This is a genomic window from Hydrogenophaga sp., from assembly GCF_051860785.1.
Lineage (GTDB): Bacteria > Pseudomonadota > Gammaproteobacteria > Burkholderiales > Burkholderiaceae_C > Hydrogenophaga.
Genome location: NZ_JBIMLB010000011.1, coordinates 88,930 through 106,417, shown reverse-complemented (window position 1 = coordinate 106,417; position 17,488 = coordinate 88,930). Strand labels below are relative to the sequence as shown.

The following is a 17,488-nucleotide window of genomic DNA, read 5'->3' as shown; positions in this document are numbered from 1 at the left end:
GGTCTTCAGGGCTTTTTCAGGCTGTCCTGCAGGGCCTTGCGCGGGTCCTCTGCCGACTCCTCTGCGGGCGCAGAAGCTTCGGGTTCGGGCACCTCGGCCTCTTCCTCTGCGGGCGCTTCTTCTTCCTGCGGCGAGGCTTCTTCCAGGCCGGGCATGTTGCGAAGCATGTCGCTCACAGCGTCGTCGTCCACCTGTACCTTGGCGCCGAGGCTGCCGGTGACCAGCGTGGGATTGAACACCACCACCGCCACCATGATGAGCTGAAGAATGATGAAGGCGATTGAACCCTTGTAGATCTGCGCGGTGGTCACCGCGGGGATGCGCTCTTTCGTCACCACGTCGGTGTAGTCGCTGCGGGCGGCCACGCTGCGCAGGTAGAACAGTGCAAAGCCAAACGGCGGCGTGAGGAACGAGGTCTGCAGGTTCATGGCAAGGATGACGCCGAACCAGATCAGGTCGATGTCCATCTTCGCAGCGACAGGGGCGAGCAGCGGAACCACGATGAAGGCGATCTCGAAGAAGTCGATGAACATGCCCAGCACAAACACCAGGATGTTCACGAACAGAAGGAAGCCCATCTGGCCGCCCGGCAGCTTGTCAAACAGATGTTCGACCCAGACGTGTCCATCGGCGGCGTTGAAGGTGAAACTGAAGACCGTGGATCCGATCAGGATGAACATCACGAAGATGGCGAGCTTGGTGGTGCTCTCCAGCGCCTGCTTGAGCAGGCTCCAGGTGAGCGCGCGGCGCGAGCTCGCCATGATCAGCGCGCCCAGCGCACCCATGGCACCGCCTTCGGTGGGCGTGGCAATGCCCAGGAAAATCGTGCCCAGCACCAGGAAGATCAGCACCAGCGGCGGGATCAGCACGAAGGTGACCTGCTCGGCCAGGCGGGAAAGCAGGCCCAGGCGGAACAGGCGGTTGAGCAAGGCCAGCGCCAGCGCCAGCAGGGATCCGACGGTGATCGACAGGATGATGATTTCGTCGGCGGCGGGACTGAACTCGCGGCCAATCAGCGGATTGATCACCGCTTCGTGCACTTGCGCCCATGCGTAGCTGACCGCTGCACACATCGCCAGCAACACCAGCAGAGAGCGGTGCCCACTGGTGCCGTCGGGCTCGTTGTAGATGCGCGCTTCGGCCGGCAGGGCCGGCACCCAGCGGGGCTTGATGATGGCCACGCCTGCAATGAAGAGCAGGTACAGGCCCACCAGCATCAGGCCCGGAATCAGCGCGCCGGCGTACATGTCGCCCACCGAGCGGCCGAGCTGGTCAGCCAGCACGATCAGTACGAGCGACGGCGGAATGGCCTGCGCCAAGGTGCCCGACGCGGTGATGGTGCCGGTGGCGATGGTGCGGTTGTAGCCGTAGCGCAGCATGATGGGCAGCGAGATCAGGCCCATGGAGATCACCGCAGCGGCCACCACACCGGTGGTGGCGGCCAGCAGCGCGCCCACCAGAATCACGGCCACAGCCAGACCGCCGCGCACCGGGCCGAACACCTGCGCCACGGTGGCCAGCAAGTCCTCGGCCATGCGGCTGCGTTCAAGAATGATCCCCATCAAGGTAAAGAAGGGAATGGCCAGCAGCGTGTCGTTCTGCATGATGCCGAACACGCGCAACGGCAGCGCCTGGAACAGGTTGGACGGGAACAGGCCTGCCTCCATGCCGATGACACCGAAGAACAGACCGGTGGCCGCGAGCGCGAAGGCCACGGGGAAGCCGGACAGCAGGAAGACCAGCAGTCCCGCAAACATCATCGGGACGAAATTGGCGGCAATGAATTCGATCATGATCACTGCGCTCCCTTGAGGCGCGCCTGGGCTTCTTCCAGGAGTTGCTGGGCGAGTTTCTCCTCGTCGGTGGGGCCGTCGTGGGCCAGCACGTCGGGGCCATGTCCGGTGAGAAACGCGACGCGCTTGATCAGCTCACTGACGCCCTGCACGAACAGGATGAGGAACCCCAGCGGAATCAGGCCGTAGACCGGCCAGCGGATCAGACCGCCCGAGTTGGACGACATCTCGCCGGTGTGCCAGGCGCGCTCGAACAGCGGCCAGCCCAACGTGGCCATCATGTAGCACAGTGGGAACAGGAAGATGAGGATGCCCAGAATGTCGACCCAGTTGCGGCCGCGTGCACTGAACCTGGATGAAATGAAATCGATGCGTACATGGGCGTTGCGCAGGAAGGCATAGCCGCTGCCAAGCATGAACACCGCAGCGAACAGGTACCACTGGATTTCCAGCAGGGCGTTGGAGCTGCTGTCGAACAGCTTGCGAACGATGGCGTTGCCCGCGCTGATGAGAGTGGTTGCCAGAATGAACCACATGACCAGTTTGCCGATGAAGTCGCTGAAGGCGTCGATGAGTCGGGAGATTTTCAGTAAGAACGGCATGGGATTCCCCTTGTGAAGGGCTGTCTCGAAAGCAACCGGGTAGTCTAGCGGACGACTCGAGTCCGAGCTGAAAGACGGCTGACGCACAGGCGGTCCACCTGGGCTCGAGGCTCAACCCGATCCGAGCAAAAAGCCCCGCCGGGGCGGGGCTACTGGCACGATGCGGGATGGACTACAGCTTGGCCGCTTGCATGTAGCGGTCGAACTGCGCCTCGGTGAAGCGGAACCACAGGTTCTGGTCCTTGCGGAAGTTCGAGTAGTCCGTGTAGATCTTCTTCCACTTCGGGTTCTTTGCGCTGTTGTCCGCGTAGAGCTCCATGGAGTTCTTGAACGCGGCGTCCATCACCGCCTTGGGGAAAGCCAGCACCTTGGTGCCTGCGGCCACGAGCTGTTTGAGGGCCGCGGGGTTCAGGGCGTCGTACTTGGCCTGCATGGTGGTGTGTGCGATGGCGGCAGCGCACTCCACGATGGCCTTGTTCTCGGCCGACAGGGCGTTGTACGCCTTGTTGTTGACGTACAGCGAGAGCTGCGGGCCACCTTCCCACCAGCCGGGGTAGTAGTAGTTCTTGGCCACCTTGTTGAAGCCGAGCTTCTGGTCGTCGTACGGACCCACCCATTCGGTGGCATCGATGGTGCCCTTCTCGAGCGCCTGGTAGATCTCGCCACCCGGAATGTTCTGTGGCACGCCGCCCATGGTGGTGAGCACCTTTCCTGCGAAGCCACCAATGCGCATCTTCATGCCCTTGATGTCGGCCAGGGTCTTGATTTCCTTGCGGTACCAGCCACCCATCTGGGCACCGGTGTTGCCCATGGGGAAGTTCACGATGTTGTAGCCCTCGTAGAACTCACGGAACAGCTTCAAGCCGTTGCCTTCGTACATCCATGCCGTCATCTGCCGGCTGTTGAGACCGAAGGGAATCGCGCAGTCCAGTGCGAAAGTGTCGTCCTTGCCGAAGAAGTAGTACGGCGCGGTGTGCGCGCATTCGACGGTGCCTTCCTGCACGCCGTCGACCACGCCGAAGGCGGGCATGAGTTCGCCGCCGGGATGGACGGAAACAGTGAACTTGCCTCCCGTCATCTCGCCCACCTTCTTGGCGAACACGTCGGCTGCACCATAGATGGTGTCCAGCGCCTTGGGGAAACTGGAGGCCAGTCGCCAGCGGATGGCGGCCTGGGCATGCACCGCAGGCGCGGCACCAGCGGCGAGCACACCGGCCATACCGGCGTGCCTGATCATTGAACGACGATCCATATTGTTTGACTCCGTGGTTTTGAATGGGAATACACCCGGCCCGGCGAACCGCGCTGGAGACTTGGCAAGTCCGAAGTCATTGTAGAAATGGCCCCCGCGCCACAGTCACGGGTTTTCCCTCGAAACACGCCCCCTCGCTGGGGCGTGTTCAGCCTCCTGCAAGCTTTCTGGCCGCTCGTTCGGCCAGGGGCTTGTCAGCCCACGACCTTGAGGTTCAAGGGCGCCTGAAGCAGCGCTTCGAAGCGTGCACGGATGGAGGTTTCGATGCCGCCGGCATCCAGTCCCTGCAAGGACAGCAGCTTGGCCGGATCTCCGTGCTCGATGAATTCGTCGCGCAGGCCCAACTGCAGCACCGGCAGCATGAGCCCTTCGGCCTGCAATGCTTCCAGCACCGCGGAGCCTGCGCCACCTTGCACGCAGCCCTCTTCCACGGTCACGAGCGCTTCATGGGTTTGCGCCAGTTCACGCAGCAACTCGATGTCGAGCGGCTTGGCCCAACGCATGTTGGCCACGCTGGCCCCGAGCTTCTCGCCTGCCACCAACGCCGGGTGAAGCAAGGTGCCGAAGGCCAGGATGGCCACGCCGCGGCCCTTGCGCCGCACTTCGCCACGGCCATACGGCAATCCCGTCAGGTCCTTCGGCTGTGCCACGCCAGCACCCGCGCCGCGCGGGTAGCGCACGGCCACCGGATGGTTCTGCTCGAACGCGGTGCTCAGCAACTGGCGGCACTCGGCCTCGTCGGCCGGACAGGCCACGGCCATGTTGGGAATGCAACGCAGGTAGGCGATGTCGTAAGCCCCGGCGTGGGTGGCGCCATCGGCGCCCACCAGGCCAGCGCGGTCAAGCGCGAAAACCACCGGCAGGTTCTGCAGGGCCACGTCGTGGATGAACTGGTCGTAGCCACGCTGCAGGAAAGTGGAGTAGATCGCCACCACGGGCTTGAGGCCTTCGCAGGCCAGACCGGCGGCAAAGGTGACCGCATGCTGTTCAGCGATGCCCACATCGAAGTAGCGCGCAGGGAAGCGGCGCTCGAATTCGACCATGCCGGAACCCTCGCGCATGGCAGGCGTGATGCCGACCAGGCGCGGGTCGGCCGCAGCCATGTCGCAAAGCCATTGACCGAACACCTGCGTGAAGGTGGTCTTGGGTGGCGTGGCGGGCTTGGTCAAGCCCACGGCGGGATCGAAGGTGCCCGGGCCGTGATAAGCGACCGGATCGGCTTCCGCCAGCTTGTAGCCCTGGCCCTTTTTCGTGACCACGTGCAGGAACTGCGGCCCGCTGTCGGTGTCGAGCAGGTGGCGGATGTTCTCCAGCGTGGGAATGAGCGAATCGAGGTCGTGCCCGTCGATCGGGCCGATGTAGTTGAAGCCGAACTTCTCGAACAGCGTGGCGGGCACCACCATGCCCTTGGCCTGCTCTTCCAGCCGCTTGGCCAGTTCGAACAGCGGCGGCGCGCCCTTGAGCACCTGCTTGCCGACGTTCTTGGCGGCCGCGTAGAACTGCCCGCTCATGAGCTGGGCCAGGTAACGGTTGAGCGCACCCACCGGTGGCGAGATCGACATGTCGTTGTCGTTGAGCACCACGAGCAGGCGGCCTTCGGCCACGCCCGCGTTGTTCAGGGCTTCGAAGGCCATGCCGGCCGTCATGGCGCCATCGCCGATGATGGCCACGGCCTTGCGCTTCTCGCCCTTGATCTTGGCGGCCAGCGCCATGCCCAGCGCGGCCGAGATGCTGGTCGACGAATGCGCGGTGCCAAAGGTGTCGTACTCGCTTTCGTCGCGGCGGGGGAATCCGCTGATGCCGCCCAGTTGGCGCAGGGTGCCCATGCGGTCGCGTCGACCGGTGAGGATCTTGTGCGGATAGGTCTGGTGGCCCACGTCCCACACCAGCCGGTCTTCCGGCGTGTCGAAAACGTAGTGCAGGGCCAGGGTGAGTTCCACCGTCCCCAGATTGGAGCTGAGGTGGCCGCCCGTGCGGGCCACGCTTTCGAGCAGGAATGTGCGCAGCTCATCGGCCAGGGGAAGCAGCTGCGCGCGGGTGAGGCGGCGCACGTCCTTCGGCGACTCGATGGTGGACAGCAGTGAACTCATGGGCAAATTGGCTCGGGTCATGTCGTGGGGGCCTTGAGCAAGGGCTCAGTATGCACGCCGGCCCACCCAGTCGGCCAATGCGTGCAGGATGGCGGTGTCGTCCAGGCCGCTCTGGTCCAGCGCGGCGTGGGCCTCGTCGAGCACGCGCTCGGCATAGCTCTGAGCCTGCGCCAGACCCATCAACGAGACGAAAGTGGGTTTGTCGGCGGCGGCGTCCTTGCCGGCCGTCTTTCCCAGGGTGACCGAGTCGGCGATGACATCCAGCACGTCGTCCACCACCTGAAAGGCCAGGCCCAGGGCCGCACCATAGCGGCCCAGTTGCACCAGCGCCTCGGGCGAAGCGCGGCCCGTGGCCGCGCCCATGATCACGCTGGCCTTGAGCAGGGCACCGGTCTTCTTCCGATGCATGGCCTCCAGCGCGGGCTGATCCAGCAAGATGCCCACACTGGCCAGATCGACCGCCTGGCCGCCGGCCATGCCGGTGGCACCGGCGGCCTGCGCCAGCAAGCGGCAAAGCAAAGCAGCCATGTCGGCCGGCACGCTGTCGTCGCCGGGCACCAGGAGTTCGAAAGCCAGCGCCTGCAAGGCATCGCCCGCCAGCAGCGCTTGCGCCTCGCCAAAACGCACATGAACCGTGGGTTTTCCCCGGCGCAGCACATCGTTGTCCATACAGGGCATGTCGTCGTGCACGAGCGAATACGCATGAATGAGTTCGACCGAGCAAGCCGCACGCAGCGCCGCAGTGCGCAAGCCGCCTACCGCGTCGCTCGTGGCAAGCACCAGCAGGGGGCGCAGCCGTTTGCCGCCGTCGAGCACCGCGTAACGCATCGCCTCTCCCAGGCCCGCGGGCGCATCGGCTGGCACCCAGGTGGAGAGGGCTTGCTCCACCTCATCCTGCCTCGCCTGGCGCCAGGCGGCGAAATCCAGAGAATGGCTGAGCACGGCGTTCAAGCAGCGTCCCATGGCTTGAGCTCACCGCCTTCGAGCACCTTGATCTGGTTCTCCACCGCGTCAAGGCGTGCGCGGCAAAAGGCCAGGAGTTCTGCTCCGCGCTGGTAGTGAGTGAGCAACTGTTCCAGCGGCAATTGCCCGGCGTCCAGTTGTGAAACGAGTTGTTCGAGTTCCGCCAGTGCCGCTTCGTAACTGACAGGCACGGTGGATGCCGTTGCGCGGGAGGAACTGGCGGCGGGGCGTGTGGTCATAGGATTGGATTGTCGATGGCCGCGAGCCGGCCGAGCGACATTCTATGCACAGCACGCGATGTGGCCCCCCGGGGTACAATCCGGCCTCTTTTTTTCATACTGACGGGCCTCCAGGCCCGGAGGGACGCACCACTCCACCCATCCCGCGCGAATTCGTCTGACGAGCACAGCGCTTACCCTGCCCCTTCATAGGGGGAGTCTCTAGGTCAGGACCCTGATGTCTGATTTAAGTCTTCAACTGCAGCAGGCCGCAAGCCAACTTCCGGTTTCCAGCTACTTCAGCGAGGCGCTGTTCCAGCGCGAAAAGGAAAGTCTCTTCCAGCGCGGGCCCCGGTACGTGGGGCACCAACTCTCGGTTCCCAACGTCGGGGACTACCACACGCTGCCGCAGGAACGTGGTGGCCGCGCCCTGGTGCACACGGCCAGGGGCGTCGAACTGGTCTCCAACGTATGCCGTCATCGCCAGGCCATGATGCTGCAGGGCAAGGGCAACCTGAACGACACCCGCAGCGGCAGTGCCGGGGGCAACATCGTTTGCCCGCTGCACCGCTGGACCTACAGCGGTGTGCGCGGCGAGCGCGCTGGGCAATTGCTGGGGGCGCCGCACTTCGAGCAGGACCCCTGCCTGAATCTCAACCAATACCCATTGCGCGAATGGAACGGGCTGCTGTTTGAAGACAACGGCCGCGACATCGCGGGGGATCTGGCGAACATGGGGCCACGTGCGGCACTCGACTTCGAAGGCATGGTGCTCGACCACGTGGAACTGCACGAGTGCAACTACAACTGGAAGACGTTCATCGAGGTCTATCTGGAGGACTACCACGTGGCGCCCTTCCACCCCGGCCTCGGCGGGTTCGTGACCTGCGAAGACCTGCGCTGGGAGTTCAAGCCAGAGTACTCTGTACAGACCGTGGGTGCAGCCAATCTGCTGGGCAAGGCGGGCAGCCCGGTGTACCAGCACTGGCACGAGCAACTCATGAACTACCGCCAGGGTGCCATGCCCGAACACGGTGCCATCTGGCTCACCTACTACCCGCACATCATGGTGGAGTGGTATCCCCATGTGCTGACGGTCTCCACGCTGCATCCGGTGAGTGTGGACAAGACCCTGAACATGGTGGAGTTCTACTACCCCGAGGAGATTGCGGCTTTCGAGCGCGAGTTCGTCGAAGCGCAGCGCGCGGCCTACATGGAAACCTGCGTGGAAGACGACGAGATTGCCGAGCGCATGGACGCCGGCCGCAAGGCTCTGCTGGCGCGCGGGGACAACGAGGTGGGACCGTATCAGAGCCCGATGGAAGACGGCATGCAGCACTTCCACGAGTGGTACCGTAGGAAGATGTACCCCCCCGCGCCGCCTTCGGCGTCACCCCCCCGCGGGGGCGTCACCTGCGGCCTGGCGGAGCCAGTTCCGCGGTGACTCTCGACAAATGCCGCTTGCTCGCGGTGCGCGGAGGTCGCTAGCATGCAGGCCCTGTGGATGTTGCTGGCCTCACTGCTGTTCGCCACCATGGCGGTATGCATCAAGTTTGCAGGCGCCCATTTCAACAGCTTCGAGATCGTGTTCTATCGTGGTCTGGTGGGCGTGTTCTTCCTGATCGGCGTGACGCGTGCGCGAGGCGTTTCGCTGCGCACACATGTTCCCATGATGCACTTCTGGCGCAGCGTCGTGGGCGTGATCGCGCTCACAGCCTGGTTCTACGCCATTGCGCATCTGCCGCTGGCCACGGCCATGACCTTGAACTACATGAGCAGTGTATGGATCGCTGCGTTCCTCCTGGGTGGCGCCTTGCTGCTACAGGGTCGCGGGGCTCCGGTTCGCCAGCAGGGTCCGCTGTTTCTGACGGTCCTGGCTGGATTCGCTGGCGTGGCCATGATCTTGCGGCCCACGCTCAACGAGGACCAGATCATGGGAGCCTTCGTTGGCCTGATCTCCGGCGTGTTTTCTGCCTTTGCCTACCTGCAGGTGGCCTCACTCGCCCGCGCGGGTGAGCCCGATAGCCGCACGGTCTTCTATTTCTCCGCCGGCGCTGTCGTCGCAGGCGCTCTGGGCATGCTGTTCGTGGGTGCGAGCCCCTGGTTCTGGCCGAGCGCGCTGTGGCTTCTGCCCATCGGCCTGATTGCGGCTCTCGGGCAACTCTGCATGACACGCGCCTACTCCAGCGGTGCCACGATGGTCGTGGCCAATCTGCAGTATTCGGGTATCGTGTTTGCTGCGCTCTACAGCATTACCCTCTTCGGCGACGAGCTGCCCTTGATCGGCTGGCTGGGGATGGCGCTCATCGTGATCAGCGGCATCGCCGCGACCGTGCTGCGTGCACGGGCCATGCCCAATGCACCCGCCGAAGAGCACTGAAATCCGGCTCTACCGCACAATGTGCGCATGTACACGACCCTGATCACCCCCGTCCAGCTTCAGCAACTGATCGCCAGCGGTACAGCCTTGCGCGTGCTGGACGCCAGCTTCGAGTTGATGAACCCCGACGCGGGCGCGGCCCAGTTCGAAGACGAACACATCCCGGGTTCGACCTACGTTCACCTCGATCACCACCTGAGCGACAAGACCGGCTCCGACCGCGCCAGCGGTGGGCGCCACCCTTTGCCATCTCGCGAGACTTTCGCCCGGCGACTGGGTGAACTGGGAATCTCCAACGACATGCAGGTGGTGGTGCTCGACCGGCAGGGAGCGAACTACTGCGGGCGCCTGTGGTGGATGCTGAAGTGGTGCGGCCACGAAGCGGTGGCGGTGCTCGATGGCGGGTTGCCCGCATGGAAAGCCGCCGATGGAGCCGTGACCAGCGGATCGTCGCCAACACCTGTGCCTGCACGATTCGAATTGCACCCGCCCCTGGCCCACATTGCCAGCACCCACGAAATCGCGGAAGCGCTGGGGCGGCCGGGGCTCACGCTCATCGATGCACGCGCGCCGGCCCGCTTCCGTGGCGAAACCGAGCCACTCGATCCGGTGGCAGGGCACATTCCCGGCGCACTCAACCGGCCCTTCGTGCAAAGCGTGACAGCCGATGGCCGCTTCAAGCCAGCCGCGACCTTGCGAGCCGAGTTCGATCAACTTCTGGGAGGGCGCGATCCCGCCAGCGTGGTCCATCACTGCGGCAGCGGGGTGAGCGCCATTCCCAACCTGCTGGCCATGGAAATTGCAGGCCTGGGCCGCTCGCGGCTCTACCCAGGCAGTTGGAGCGAGTGGTGCAACACGCCAGGCATGCCCTGCGCCAAAGGCTAAGCCCGCCACCGCCCCGTCGACCATGCCCAACAGCTTGTCACCACAGGACCCCCCGTCGCGAGAATTTCACGGCGACAACGACCGCAAAACCACACTGGCCCTGTTGACGCTGCTGATCGGCGGCGTCTCGACGCTGGTGATGGTGATGGACTTTCTGCTCGCCCCCCCGGAGCAAAGAGAGGCCTGGGTGGCTGGCCTGCTGGCATTGGTGTCATGGGCCTGCTACGGGATGGTGCGCAAAGGGCACCTGGACTTCGTGGCGCATCTGATCGTGGCGGGCATCCTGGCAACGGCCATTTTTTCCGTGCTGTCCTACGGCTCGGTGCGCACTGCCGTAGGCTTCCTGTTCGTGGGCGCGGTCGTGGGTGCAGGCATTTTCCTCGGGCGCATGGCACTCATTGCCACGCTCTCGGTCAGTGTGGTGACCCTGGGCGTGCTCACCTGGGCCGAGACGCAGGGCCTGCTGCCCAACCAGCCGTATTTTGAAGTCGGACTGCGGGTCTGGATCACATATTCGGCAACGCTGGTGGTCGTGGCCATCATGGTCTTCCACAGCCGCACTCGCGCACGCGAAGCCCTCAAGCGGCAGATGGAGGAACTGGAGCGCCGCAAGAAGACCGAGCAGGAGCGCGACCGCAACCTCGAGCGTTTCGCCCGCATCTTCCGAACCAACCCCAGTCCAATGGTGGCGCAGTCGGCCCGCTCCGGAATGATCCTTGACGTGAACCCCGCATTCGAACGTTGCTACGGCTACCAGCGCTCGCAGGTACTGGGACGTCAGGACAGCTTTCTCTGGGCGTCGCAGGAGGAGCGTGAGGCGTTCATGACCTTCCTGTTCGCCAGGCGTCGGGCCGAGCAGTACGCGGCGCACGGCCTGCGCGCCGACGGCAGTGTGTTCGATGCGCTGATCTCCAGCGAGATGGGCGACGACAGCGAAGACAAGCTGATCATCACCACCATCTCGGACGCGAGCGCCCAGAACGAGATGCTCGAACGGCTGCGTCGCTCGGAGGAACGGTTTGCCAAGGCCTTCAACTTCAGCCCTCTGAACATGACCATCACGCGGCTCTCCGATGGTTCTTTCATCGAGGTCAACCGGGCCGAGGATCGCGCTCAAGGCCTGGTGCCAGGAGACCTCAAGGGCAAGACCTCGGTGGAGATCGGCTCCTGGCTGACACCGCAGCACCGCGAAGCCTTCGTCGAGCGCCTTCTGCGCGACGGTCGTGTCGATGGCTACGACACCCGCATGCGCCACAAGGACGGACATCTGGTGGACACCCGGCTATGGGCCGAGCTGGTGGAAATGGACGGCGAACGCTGCATTCTGTCGTGCACAGTGAACATCACCGAAGAAAAGCAGCGGGAAAACCTGCTCCTGAATGTCGCCAGAGGCGTGGCGGCGGAAACCGGTGAGGCCTTCTTCGGCGCCCTCACGCGCCACCTGGAGGAAACCGTGGGCGCGGACATGGTCGTGATCGGCGAATGCCGAGAAGACGGCCGCGTGCGCACACTGGCGATTCAGCAGAACGGGCAGGCCGCCTCCAACTTCAGCTTCAACCCCAACGGCACACCTTGCGGCCAGACCTTGCTCCAGCAGGACATGCTGGTCTGCGACCACGCGCTGGCCGAGCAGTTCCCGCAAGCCACCAGCCTGATTGCGTCGGGCTGCCAGGCCTACCTGGGCAAGGCCCTGCGCGATGCCGACGGCACTCCCATCGGTGTGATCTTCGCGCTCTGGGGTCGCGAAGTGGAAATCCGCTCGGACACCCAGGCGTTGATCGCCATCTTCGCCAGCCGCGCCAATGCCGAGCTGGTGCGGCTGCGCCGCGACCGGGAGATCCAGCAGTTCAGGGAGACGCTGGAACAGCGTGTGCGCGAGCGCACCGCCGATCTGCAGAACCTCAACGCCGAGCTCGACTCGTTCGCCTACTCCGTCTCGCACGACCTCAAGTCGCCACTGCGCGCGATCGACGGGTTCACGCGCTTGCTCGACGAAGCGGTGGGCGAGCGCCTGAGCGCGGACGAGCGCGAGCTGCTCGATCGCGTCCTGCACTCCACCAACCGCATGAGTTCGCTCATCAACGACTTGCTGGCGCTGGCACGGGTCAGCCAGGGTCGCCTGGAGCGCCAGACGGTGGACCTCAGCGCCCTGGCCAGCCAGGTGTTGCTGCAGGAACGGCAGAAGCATCCCGAGCGCGACATCGAATACCGGGTGGAGCCCGACTTGCAGGCCCATTGCGATCCGCGCCTGGCGCGCATTGCGCTGGAAAACCTGTTCGCCAATGCGTTCAAGTACACCCGCCGGCGCGATCAGACCTTGATCGAATGGGGCCGGTTGCCCGCGCAAGGGGATCAGCCTGCGCTGTTTTTTGTGCGCGACAACGGCGTGGGCTTCGACATGGCCTACGCCGACAAGCTCTTCAAGCCTTTCCAGCGATTGCACATGCCCAGCGAGTTCGAGGGCACCGGCATCGGCCTGGCCACGGTGCGCCGCATCATCGAACGACACGGCGGCTCCATCCGGGGGGAGAGCAGACCCGGCGAAGGTGCCCTCTTCTCCTTCACCTTTGGAGACCCGCCCGCTTCAATGTGAGGAATGGGCGAGGCCACTGACGAAAGTGACCAGCCCGATGCCCACGAGAAGCCAGGCAATCTGCGCCACGGTGGCGTGCAGGCCCACGCGCTTCTGCAGTTGCGGGATCAGGTCCGCCAGCGCCACATAGACAAAGCTGCTGGAAGCAGCCACCAGAAAATAGGGCAGGTAGTCCTCCAGCCGGGTCAGCAGGAAGTACCCGATCAGGCCACCGAGCGCGGTCACCGTGCCGGCCAGTGACACCTTGATGAGTGCGGCCCGGGTGGTGCTCGAGGTCTGCCGCAGCACCACCAGATCGCCCATGTGGTGAGGTACTTCATGGGCAAGGACCGCCAGCGCGGCAATCACACCCAGCCGCATGTCGGCCATGAAGGCCGAGGCAATCAGGATGCCGTCACCGAAAGCATGCACGCTGTCCCCGGCCAGCACCGTCCAGCCACCCGAGCGGGGTTCATGGTGGTGGTGATGGTGGTGACCATGACCGTGGTGGCCGGCGTGGTCTTCCTGATGGTGTTCGTGCCCGTGGTGCCAGAGTTCGGCCTTGTCGAGCAGGAAGAAGAACACCAGGCCACCCAGCAACAGGGCGAACAGTTCGTGCGAACTGGCCTCGCTCTCGAAAGCCTCGGGCAGCAGGTGCATGAAGGCGGTCGCCATGAGCGCGCCTGCCGCCAGACTGAGCATGTGCTGCGTGTAGCGGGCCATCATGGCAAAACCCAGAAGGGCGGCCAGCCAGACGCTGCCCACGCCGGCGGCAACGGTGCCGATCAGGATCGCAATCAGGGTCATGTTTCTGCTCGATTCAGTCAGTATTCAGCCATGAAAAAGGGCCGCTTGCAGCGGCCCCGAGGTCAACGGTGCAGGCGAGTCTTCAGGCCACGCCGTGCTGCTTGAACCACGCCACTGCCCTCTTCCAGCCATCCTCGGCCGGCTCCTTGCGGAAAGTCGGTCGGTAGTCGGCGTGGAAGGCGTGCGGAGCGTCGGGGTAGACCACGAAGGTCGATGCCTTGGCCGCCGCGTTACCAGCGGCCAGGGCGGTTTTCATCTTATCAACCGTGTCAAGAGGGATGCCGGTGTCGGCACCGCCATACAGGCCCAGCACCGGACCGTTGAGCGTGGCAGCCACATCCACCGGGTGCTTTGGACTGAGGGGCGTGGCGTCGCCCACGAGGCGGCCATACCAGGCCACACCGGCTTTCACTGCCGGGTTGTGCGCCGCGTACAGCCAGACGTGGCGCCCGCCCCAGCAGAAGCCGGTGACGCCGAGCTTGCGCGCATCGCCGCCGTTGGCGGCCGCCCACTTCACGGTGGCATCCAGGTCGCCCATGACCTGCGCGTCGGGCACCTTGGAAACCACCTCAGCGATCAACTTGGCCATTTCGCCATAGCTCTGGGCATCGCCCTGGCGCACGAACAGCTCGGGTGCGATGGCCAGGTAGCCGGCCTTGGCGAAGCGCCTTGTGGTGTCGGCGATGTACTCGTGCACGCCGAAAATCTCGGAAAGCACCAGCACCACTGGCAGGCCGGTCTTGCCGGCCGGCGCCGCGCGGTAAGCGGGCATCTTGAAGCCATTCACGTCGATCATGACTTCACCCACGGTCAGGCCGTCGGCTTGTGTGTTGATCGCGGTCTGGGCCATCAGAGGCGCGGCAGCGGCCGCGTAACCCACGCCGAGCGCAGCTTTGAGAGCGGTTCTGCGGGTGGCACCGCTTTCGGTGGACTGGCCAGGCAGCAGGGCATCCAGGTCCTGGGCGTGTCGGTCGTCGAGCATCGTCGTGTCTCCTTAAGCTGGGTGGGGAAAGTGGGCTGACTCCGTGCGCCGCCCAAAGTTCAAGCCATCCATGCTCAATGCGCTTTGTCCCAATTCGGCCCCACGCCCACCTCGGCAAGAAGTGGCACCTTCAGCGCTGCCACGCCGGCCATGAGGTGCGGAATCTCGCTCTTCAGCCAGTCCACCTCGCCCTCGGGGACCTCGAACACCAGTTCGTCGTGCACCTGCATGATCATCTTCGTGCCGCGGCGCTGTTCGTCAAGCGTCTTCTGCACCGCCACCATGCTGAGCTTGATGAGGTCGGCGGCAGTGCCCTGCATGGGGGCGTTGATCGCGGCGCGTTCTGCGCCGCTGCGGCGCGGGCCGTTGGGGCTGTTGATTTCGGGCAGGTACAGGCGTCGACCGAATACGGTCTCGACATAACCGTTGGCCTTGGCGCTCTGGCGCGTTTCGTCCATGTAACGCTTCACACCTTCGAATCGCTCGAAATAGCGAGTGATGTAGTTCTTGGCCGCCGTGTTGTCGATCGCCAGGGCCTTGGCCAGACCGAAGGCGCTCATGCCGTAGATCAGGCCGAAGTTGATCACCTTCGCATAGCGCCGCTGCTCACTGCTGACCTGTACCGTCTCCACGCCGAACACTTCTGCCGCCGTGGCGCGGTGCACGTCCAGGCCCTCGTGGAAAGCGCGCAGCAAGGCTTCGTCGCCGCTGATGTGGGCCATGATGCGCAACTCGATCTGCGAATAGTCCGCGCTGGCGATCACGTGGCCGGGGGGCGCCACGAAAGCCTCGCGCACACGGCGGCCTTCGGGCGTGCGGATCGGGATGTTCTGCAGGTTGGGGTCGTTGCTGGAGAGTCGCCCCGTCACTGCCACGGCCTGAGCGTAGTGCGTGTGCACGCGGCCGGTGCGCGGCAGCGCGAGCTGGGCCAGTTTGTCGGTGTAGGTGCCTTTGAGCTTGGAGAGGCCCCGATGCTCCAGGATCTTGGCAGGGAGTGGGTAGTCTTCGGCCAGCTTTTCCAACACTTCTTCGTCGGTGCTGCGCGCGCCGGTGGCGGTTTTCTTGATGACGGGAAGGCCCAGTTTGTCAAAGAAGATTTCGCCGAGTTGCTTGGGGCTGGCGAGGTTGAACGGCTGGCCGGCGATGGCGTAAGCCTCCTGCTCCAGTGCCACGATGCGCTGGCCCAGTTCGTGGCTCTGCGCGGCCAGCGTGGGCGCGTCGATCAGCACGCCGTTGCGCTCGATGCGGTAAAGCGCCTCGCTGCTCGCCATCTCCAGCTCGTACACGAACTTCAGCTTCTCGTCGGCTTCCAGCTTCGGCCACAAGGCCCGATGAACGTCCAGCGTCTGGTCGCTGTCCTCGCACGAATACTCAGCGGCCCGGGCCACGTCGACCTGGGCAAAGGGAATCTGGTGCGCACCCTTGCCGCACAGGTCTTCGTAGTTGATGCCTTGACGACCCAGATGGCGTTCGGCCAGGCTGGCCAGGCCGTGCGGCTTGTGCACTTCCAGCACGTAGCTCTGCAGCATGGTGTCGTGCGCATAGCCCTGCACCTCGATGCCGTGGTTGGCGAACACATGGCGGTCGTACTTCACGTGCTGGCCGAGCTTCTTGCGGCTGCCGTCTTCCAGCCAGGGTTTGAGCCGCGCGAGCACGTCATCGAACGGCAGTTGCACCGGTGCGTCCGGACCGGCATGGCGAAGCGGAATGTAAGCCGCCTCGCCCGGTGTCACGCTGAAACTGATGCCCACGATCTCCGCGCGCATTTCGTCGAGCGAGGTGGTCTCGGTGTCGATGGCCACGAGCTCTGCCGCCTGCAACCGGGCCAGCCAGTCGTCGAACAGCGCCCAGTCCAGGATGGTGTCGTACTTCAGGTTGGTGGCCTGCGTGGTGCCGCTCAGGTCGGGCTCGTCGAACAGGCCCGGCGCCGCGTTGCCCGAGCGGGCCTTGTGCTCCTCGATCAGTTCGGGAGGCACCTCGAGCTGCTCCAGCGCCTTCACCAAACCCTTGAAGCCGTACTTCTCGCTGAACGCCTTGAGGGCCTCGGTGTCCTGCCCGCCGATGGAGATGGCCTCCAGCGAGGGCAAGCCCTCGATGTAGTCTTTCAGGTCGCAATCGGTCTTGATGGTGAGCAGCTCACGGCCCTTGGGCAGCCAGTCGAGCGCGTTGCGCAGGTTCTCGCCCGCCACGCCCTTGATTTCACCGGCACGCGCCACCAGCGCCTCCAGCGAGCCGTATTCCTGCAACCATTTCACGGCCGTCTTCGGCCCCACCTTGGGCACGCCGGGCACGTTGTCCACCTGGTCACCGACCAGCGTCTGGTAGTCCAGCATCAGGCTGGGCGGCACGCCGAATTCAGCCGTCACACCAGCGATATCCCGGCGACGGTCGTTCATGGTGTCGATCACGGTGATGTGCTCGTTGACGAGCTGGCTCAGGTCCTTGTCGCCACTGGAGATGATGCAGGTGATGCCCTGCTGGGCAGCCACGTGGGCCAGCGTGCCGATCACGTCGTCGGCTTCCACGCCGGGCACGTCCAGCACCTTCCAGCCCAGCAGCTTTACCACTTCGTGAATCGGGCCGATCTGCGCACGCAGATCGTCGGGCATGGGGGACCGGTTGGCCTTGTAGTCCGGGTAGAGCGCGTCGCGAAACGTGGGGCCCTTGGCATCGAACACGCAGGCGGCGTAGTCGGCGCGCACGTCCTTGCGCAGCTTCTGCATCATGTTGACCATGCCGCGGATCGCCCCGGTGGCGGGGCTGGACGGGTCGCCCGGCACGGCCCGAAGGTCGGGCATGGCGTGAAAGGCGCGGTAGAGGTAGCTGGAGCCGTCGACCAGCAGCAGCGTGGGCGCGGGGTTCTGGGTGGGGGTCTGGGCTTCGGACATGGAGCGATTGTGGCGGAGATCGCCCTACATCCAGCCGTGCACCGGTTGCGTATCCA

13 protein-coding genes are annotated in these 17,488 nt (G+C 64.6%); 4 read left to right on the top strand and 9 right to left on the bottom strand.

What is annotated here, in order from left to right; translation table 11 throughout:
* Positions 1 to 5: 5 nt before the first annotated feature.
* The 6 genes from ACTIF6_RS15595 to ACTIF6_RS15570 all read right to left on the bottom strand — a co-directional run bounded on the left by ACTIF6_RS15595 (position 6) and on the right by ACTIF6_RS15570 (position 6,939).
* Positions 6 to 1,793 (bottom strand): TRAP transporter large permease, encoded by a 1,788-nt coding sequence (locus tag ACTIF6_RS15595; RefSeq protein ID WP_439588835.1) that lies wholly within the window; start codon positions 1,791 to 1,793, stop codon positions 6 to 8.
* Positions 1,794 to 1,795: 2 nt separating this feature from the next.
* Positions 1,796 to 2,395, bottom strand: a complete 600-nt coding sequence (locus ACTIF6_RS15590; protein ID WP_439588834.1) for a TRAP transporter small permease subunit — start codon at positions 2,393 to 2,395, stop codon at positions 1,796 to 1,798.
* Positions 2,396 to 2,567: 172 nt separating this feature from the next.
* Positions 2,568 to 3,647: a TRAP transporter substrate-binding protein gene (locus ACTIF6_RS15585; protein ID WP_439588833.1), complete on the bottom strand. Its 1,080-nt coding sequence runs from the start codon at positions 3,645 to 3,647 to the stop codon at positions 2,568 to 2,570.
* 194 nt (positions 3,648 to 3,841) lie between these two features.
* Positions 3,842 to 5,737 carry a 1-deoxy-D-xylulose-5-phosphate synthase gene (dxs, locus tag ACTIF6_RS15580; RefSeq protein ID WP_439588905.1) on the bottom strand — a complete coding sequence of 632 codons (1,896 nt, stop codon included), beginning with the start codon at positions 5,735 to 5,737 and terminating at the stop codon, positions 3,842 to 3,844.
* 45 nt (positions 5,738 to 5,782) lie between these two features.
* Positions 5,783 to 6,679, bottom strand: a complete 897-nt coding sequence (locus ACTIF6_RS15575) for a polyprenyl synthetase family protein (RefSeq protein ID WP_439588904.1) — start codon at positions 6,677 to 6,679, stop codon at positions 5,783 to 5,785.
* Positions 6,680 to 6,684: 5 nt separating this feature from the next.
* Positions 6,685 to 6,939, bottom strand: coding sequence for an exodeoxyribonuclease VII small subunit (locus tag ACTIF6_RS15570; protein WP_439588832.1), 255 nt, complete (start codon positions 6,937 to 6,939; stop codon positions 6,685 to 6,687).
* A 217-nt stretch (positions 6,940 to 7,156) separates the two neighbouring features.
* Here ACTIF6_RS15570 and ACTIF6_RS15565 point away from each other — a divergent pair, with 217 nt between their 5' ends.
* Genes ACTIF6_RS15565 through ACTIF6_RS15550 form a run of 4 tightly spaced genes read left to right on the top strand, consistent with a single transcriptional unit; the run spans position 7,157 to position 12,776 of the window.
* Positions 7,157 to 8,362 (top strand): aromatic ring-hydroxylating oxygenase subunit alpha, encoded by a 1,206-nt coding sequence (locus ACTIF6_RS15565; protein ID WP_439588831.1) that lies wholly within the window; start codon positions 7,157 to 7,159, stop codon positions 8,360 to 8,362.
* A 45-nt stretch (positions 8,363 to 8,407) separates the two neighbouring features.
* Positions 8,408 to 9,298 (top strand): DMT family transporter, encoded by an 891-nt coding sequence (locus ACTIF6_RS15560; protein WP_439588830.1) that lies wholly within the window; start codon positions 8,408 to 8,410, stop codon positions 9,296 to 9,298.
* Between the two features lie 27 nt (positions 9,299 to 9,325).
* On the top strand, positions 9,326 to 10,183 hold the full coding sequence (locus ACTIF6_RS15555; RefSeq protein ID WP_439588829.1) for a sulfurtransferase: 858 nt from the start codon (positions 9,326 to 9,328) through the stop codon (positions 10,181 to 10,183).
* A 22-nt stretch (positions 10,184 to 10,205) separates the two neighbouring features.
* Entirely contained in the window at positions 10,206 to 12,776 is a 2,571-nt protein-coding gene (locus ACTIF6_RS15550) for a PAS domain S-box protein (RefSeq protein ID WP_439588828.1), read from the top strand.
* Here the strand turns inward: ACTIF6_RS15550 and ACTIF6_RS15545 are convergent.
* The 3 genes from ACTIF6_RS15545 to polA form a co-directional block, all read right to left on the bottom strand.
* Positions 12,768 to 13,562: a ZIP family metal transporter gene (locus tag ACTIF6_RS15545; protein WP_439588827.1), complete on the bottom strand. Its 795-nt coding sequence runs from the start codon at positions 13,560 to 13,562 to the stop codon at positions 12,768 to 12,770. The two genes, ACTIF6_RS15550 and ACTIF6_RS15545, sit on opposite strands and share 9 nt — an antisense overlap.
* 82 nt (positions 13,563 to 13,644) lie before the next feature.
* Positions 13,645 to 14,544 carry a dienelactone hydrolase family protein gene (locus ACTIF6_RS15540; protein WP_439588826.1) on the bottom strand — a complete coding sequence of 300 codons (900 nt, stop codon included), beginning with the start codon at positions 14,542 to 14,544 and terminating at the stop codon, positions 13,645 to 13,647.
* A gap of 74 nt (positions 14,545 to 14,618) precedes the next feature.
* Complete coding sequence (gene polA, locus ACTIF6_RS15535) at positions 14,619 to 17,432, bottom strand: DNA polymerase I (RefSeq protein WP_439588825.1); 2,814 nt, start codon at positions 17,430 to 17,432, stop codon at positions 14,619 to 14,621.
* Positions 17,433 to 17,488: the final 56 nt, after the last annotated feature.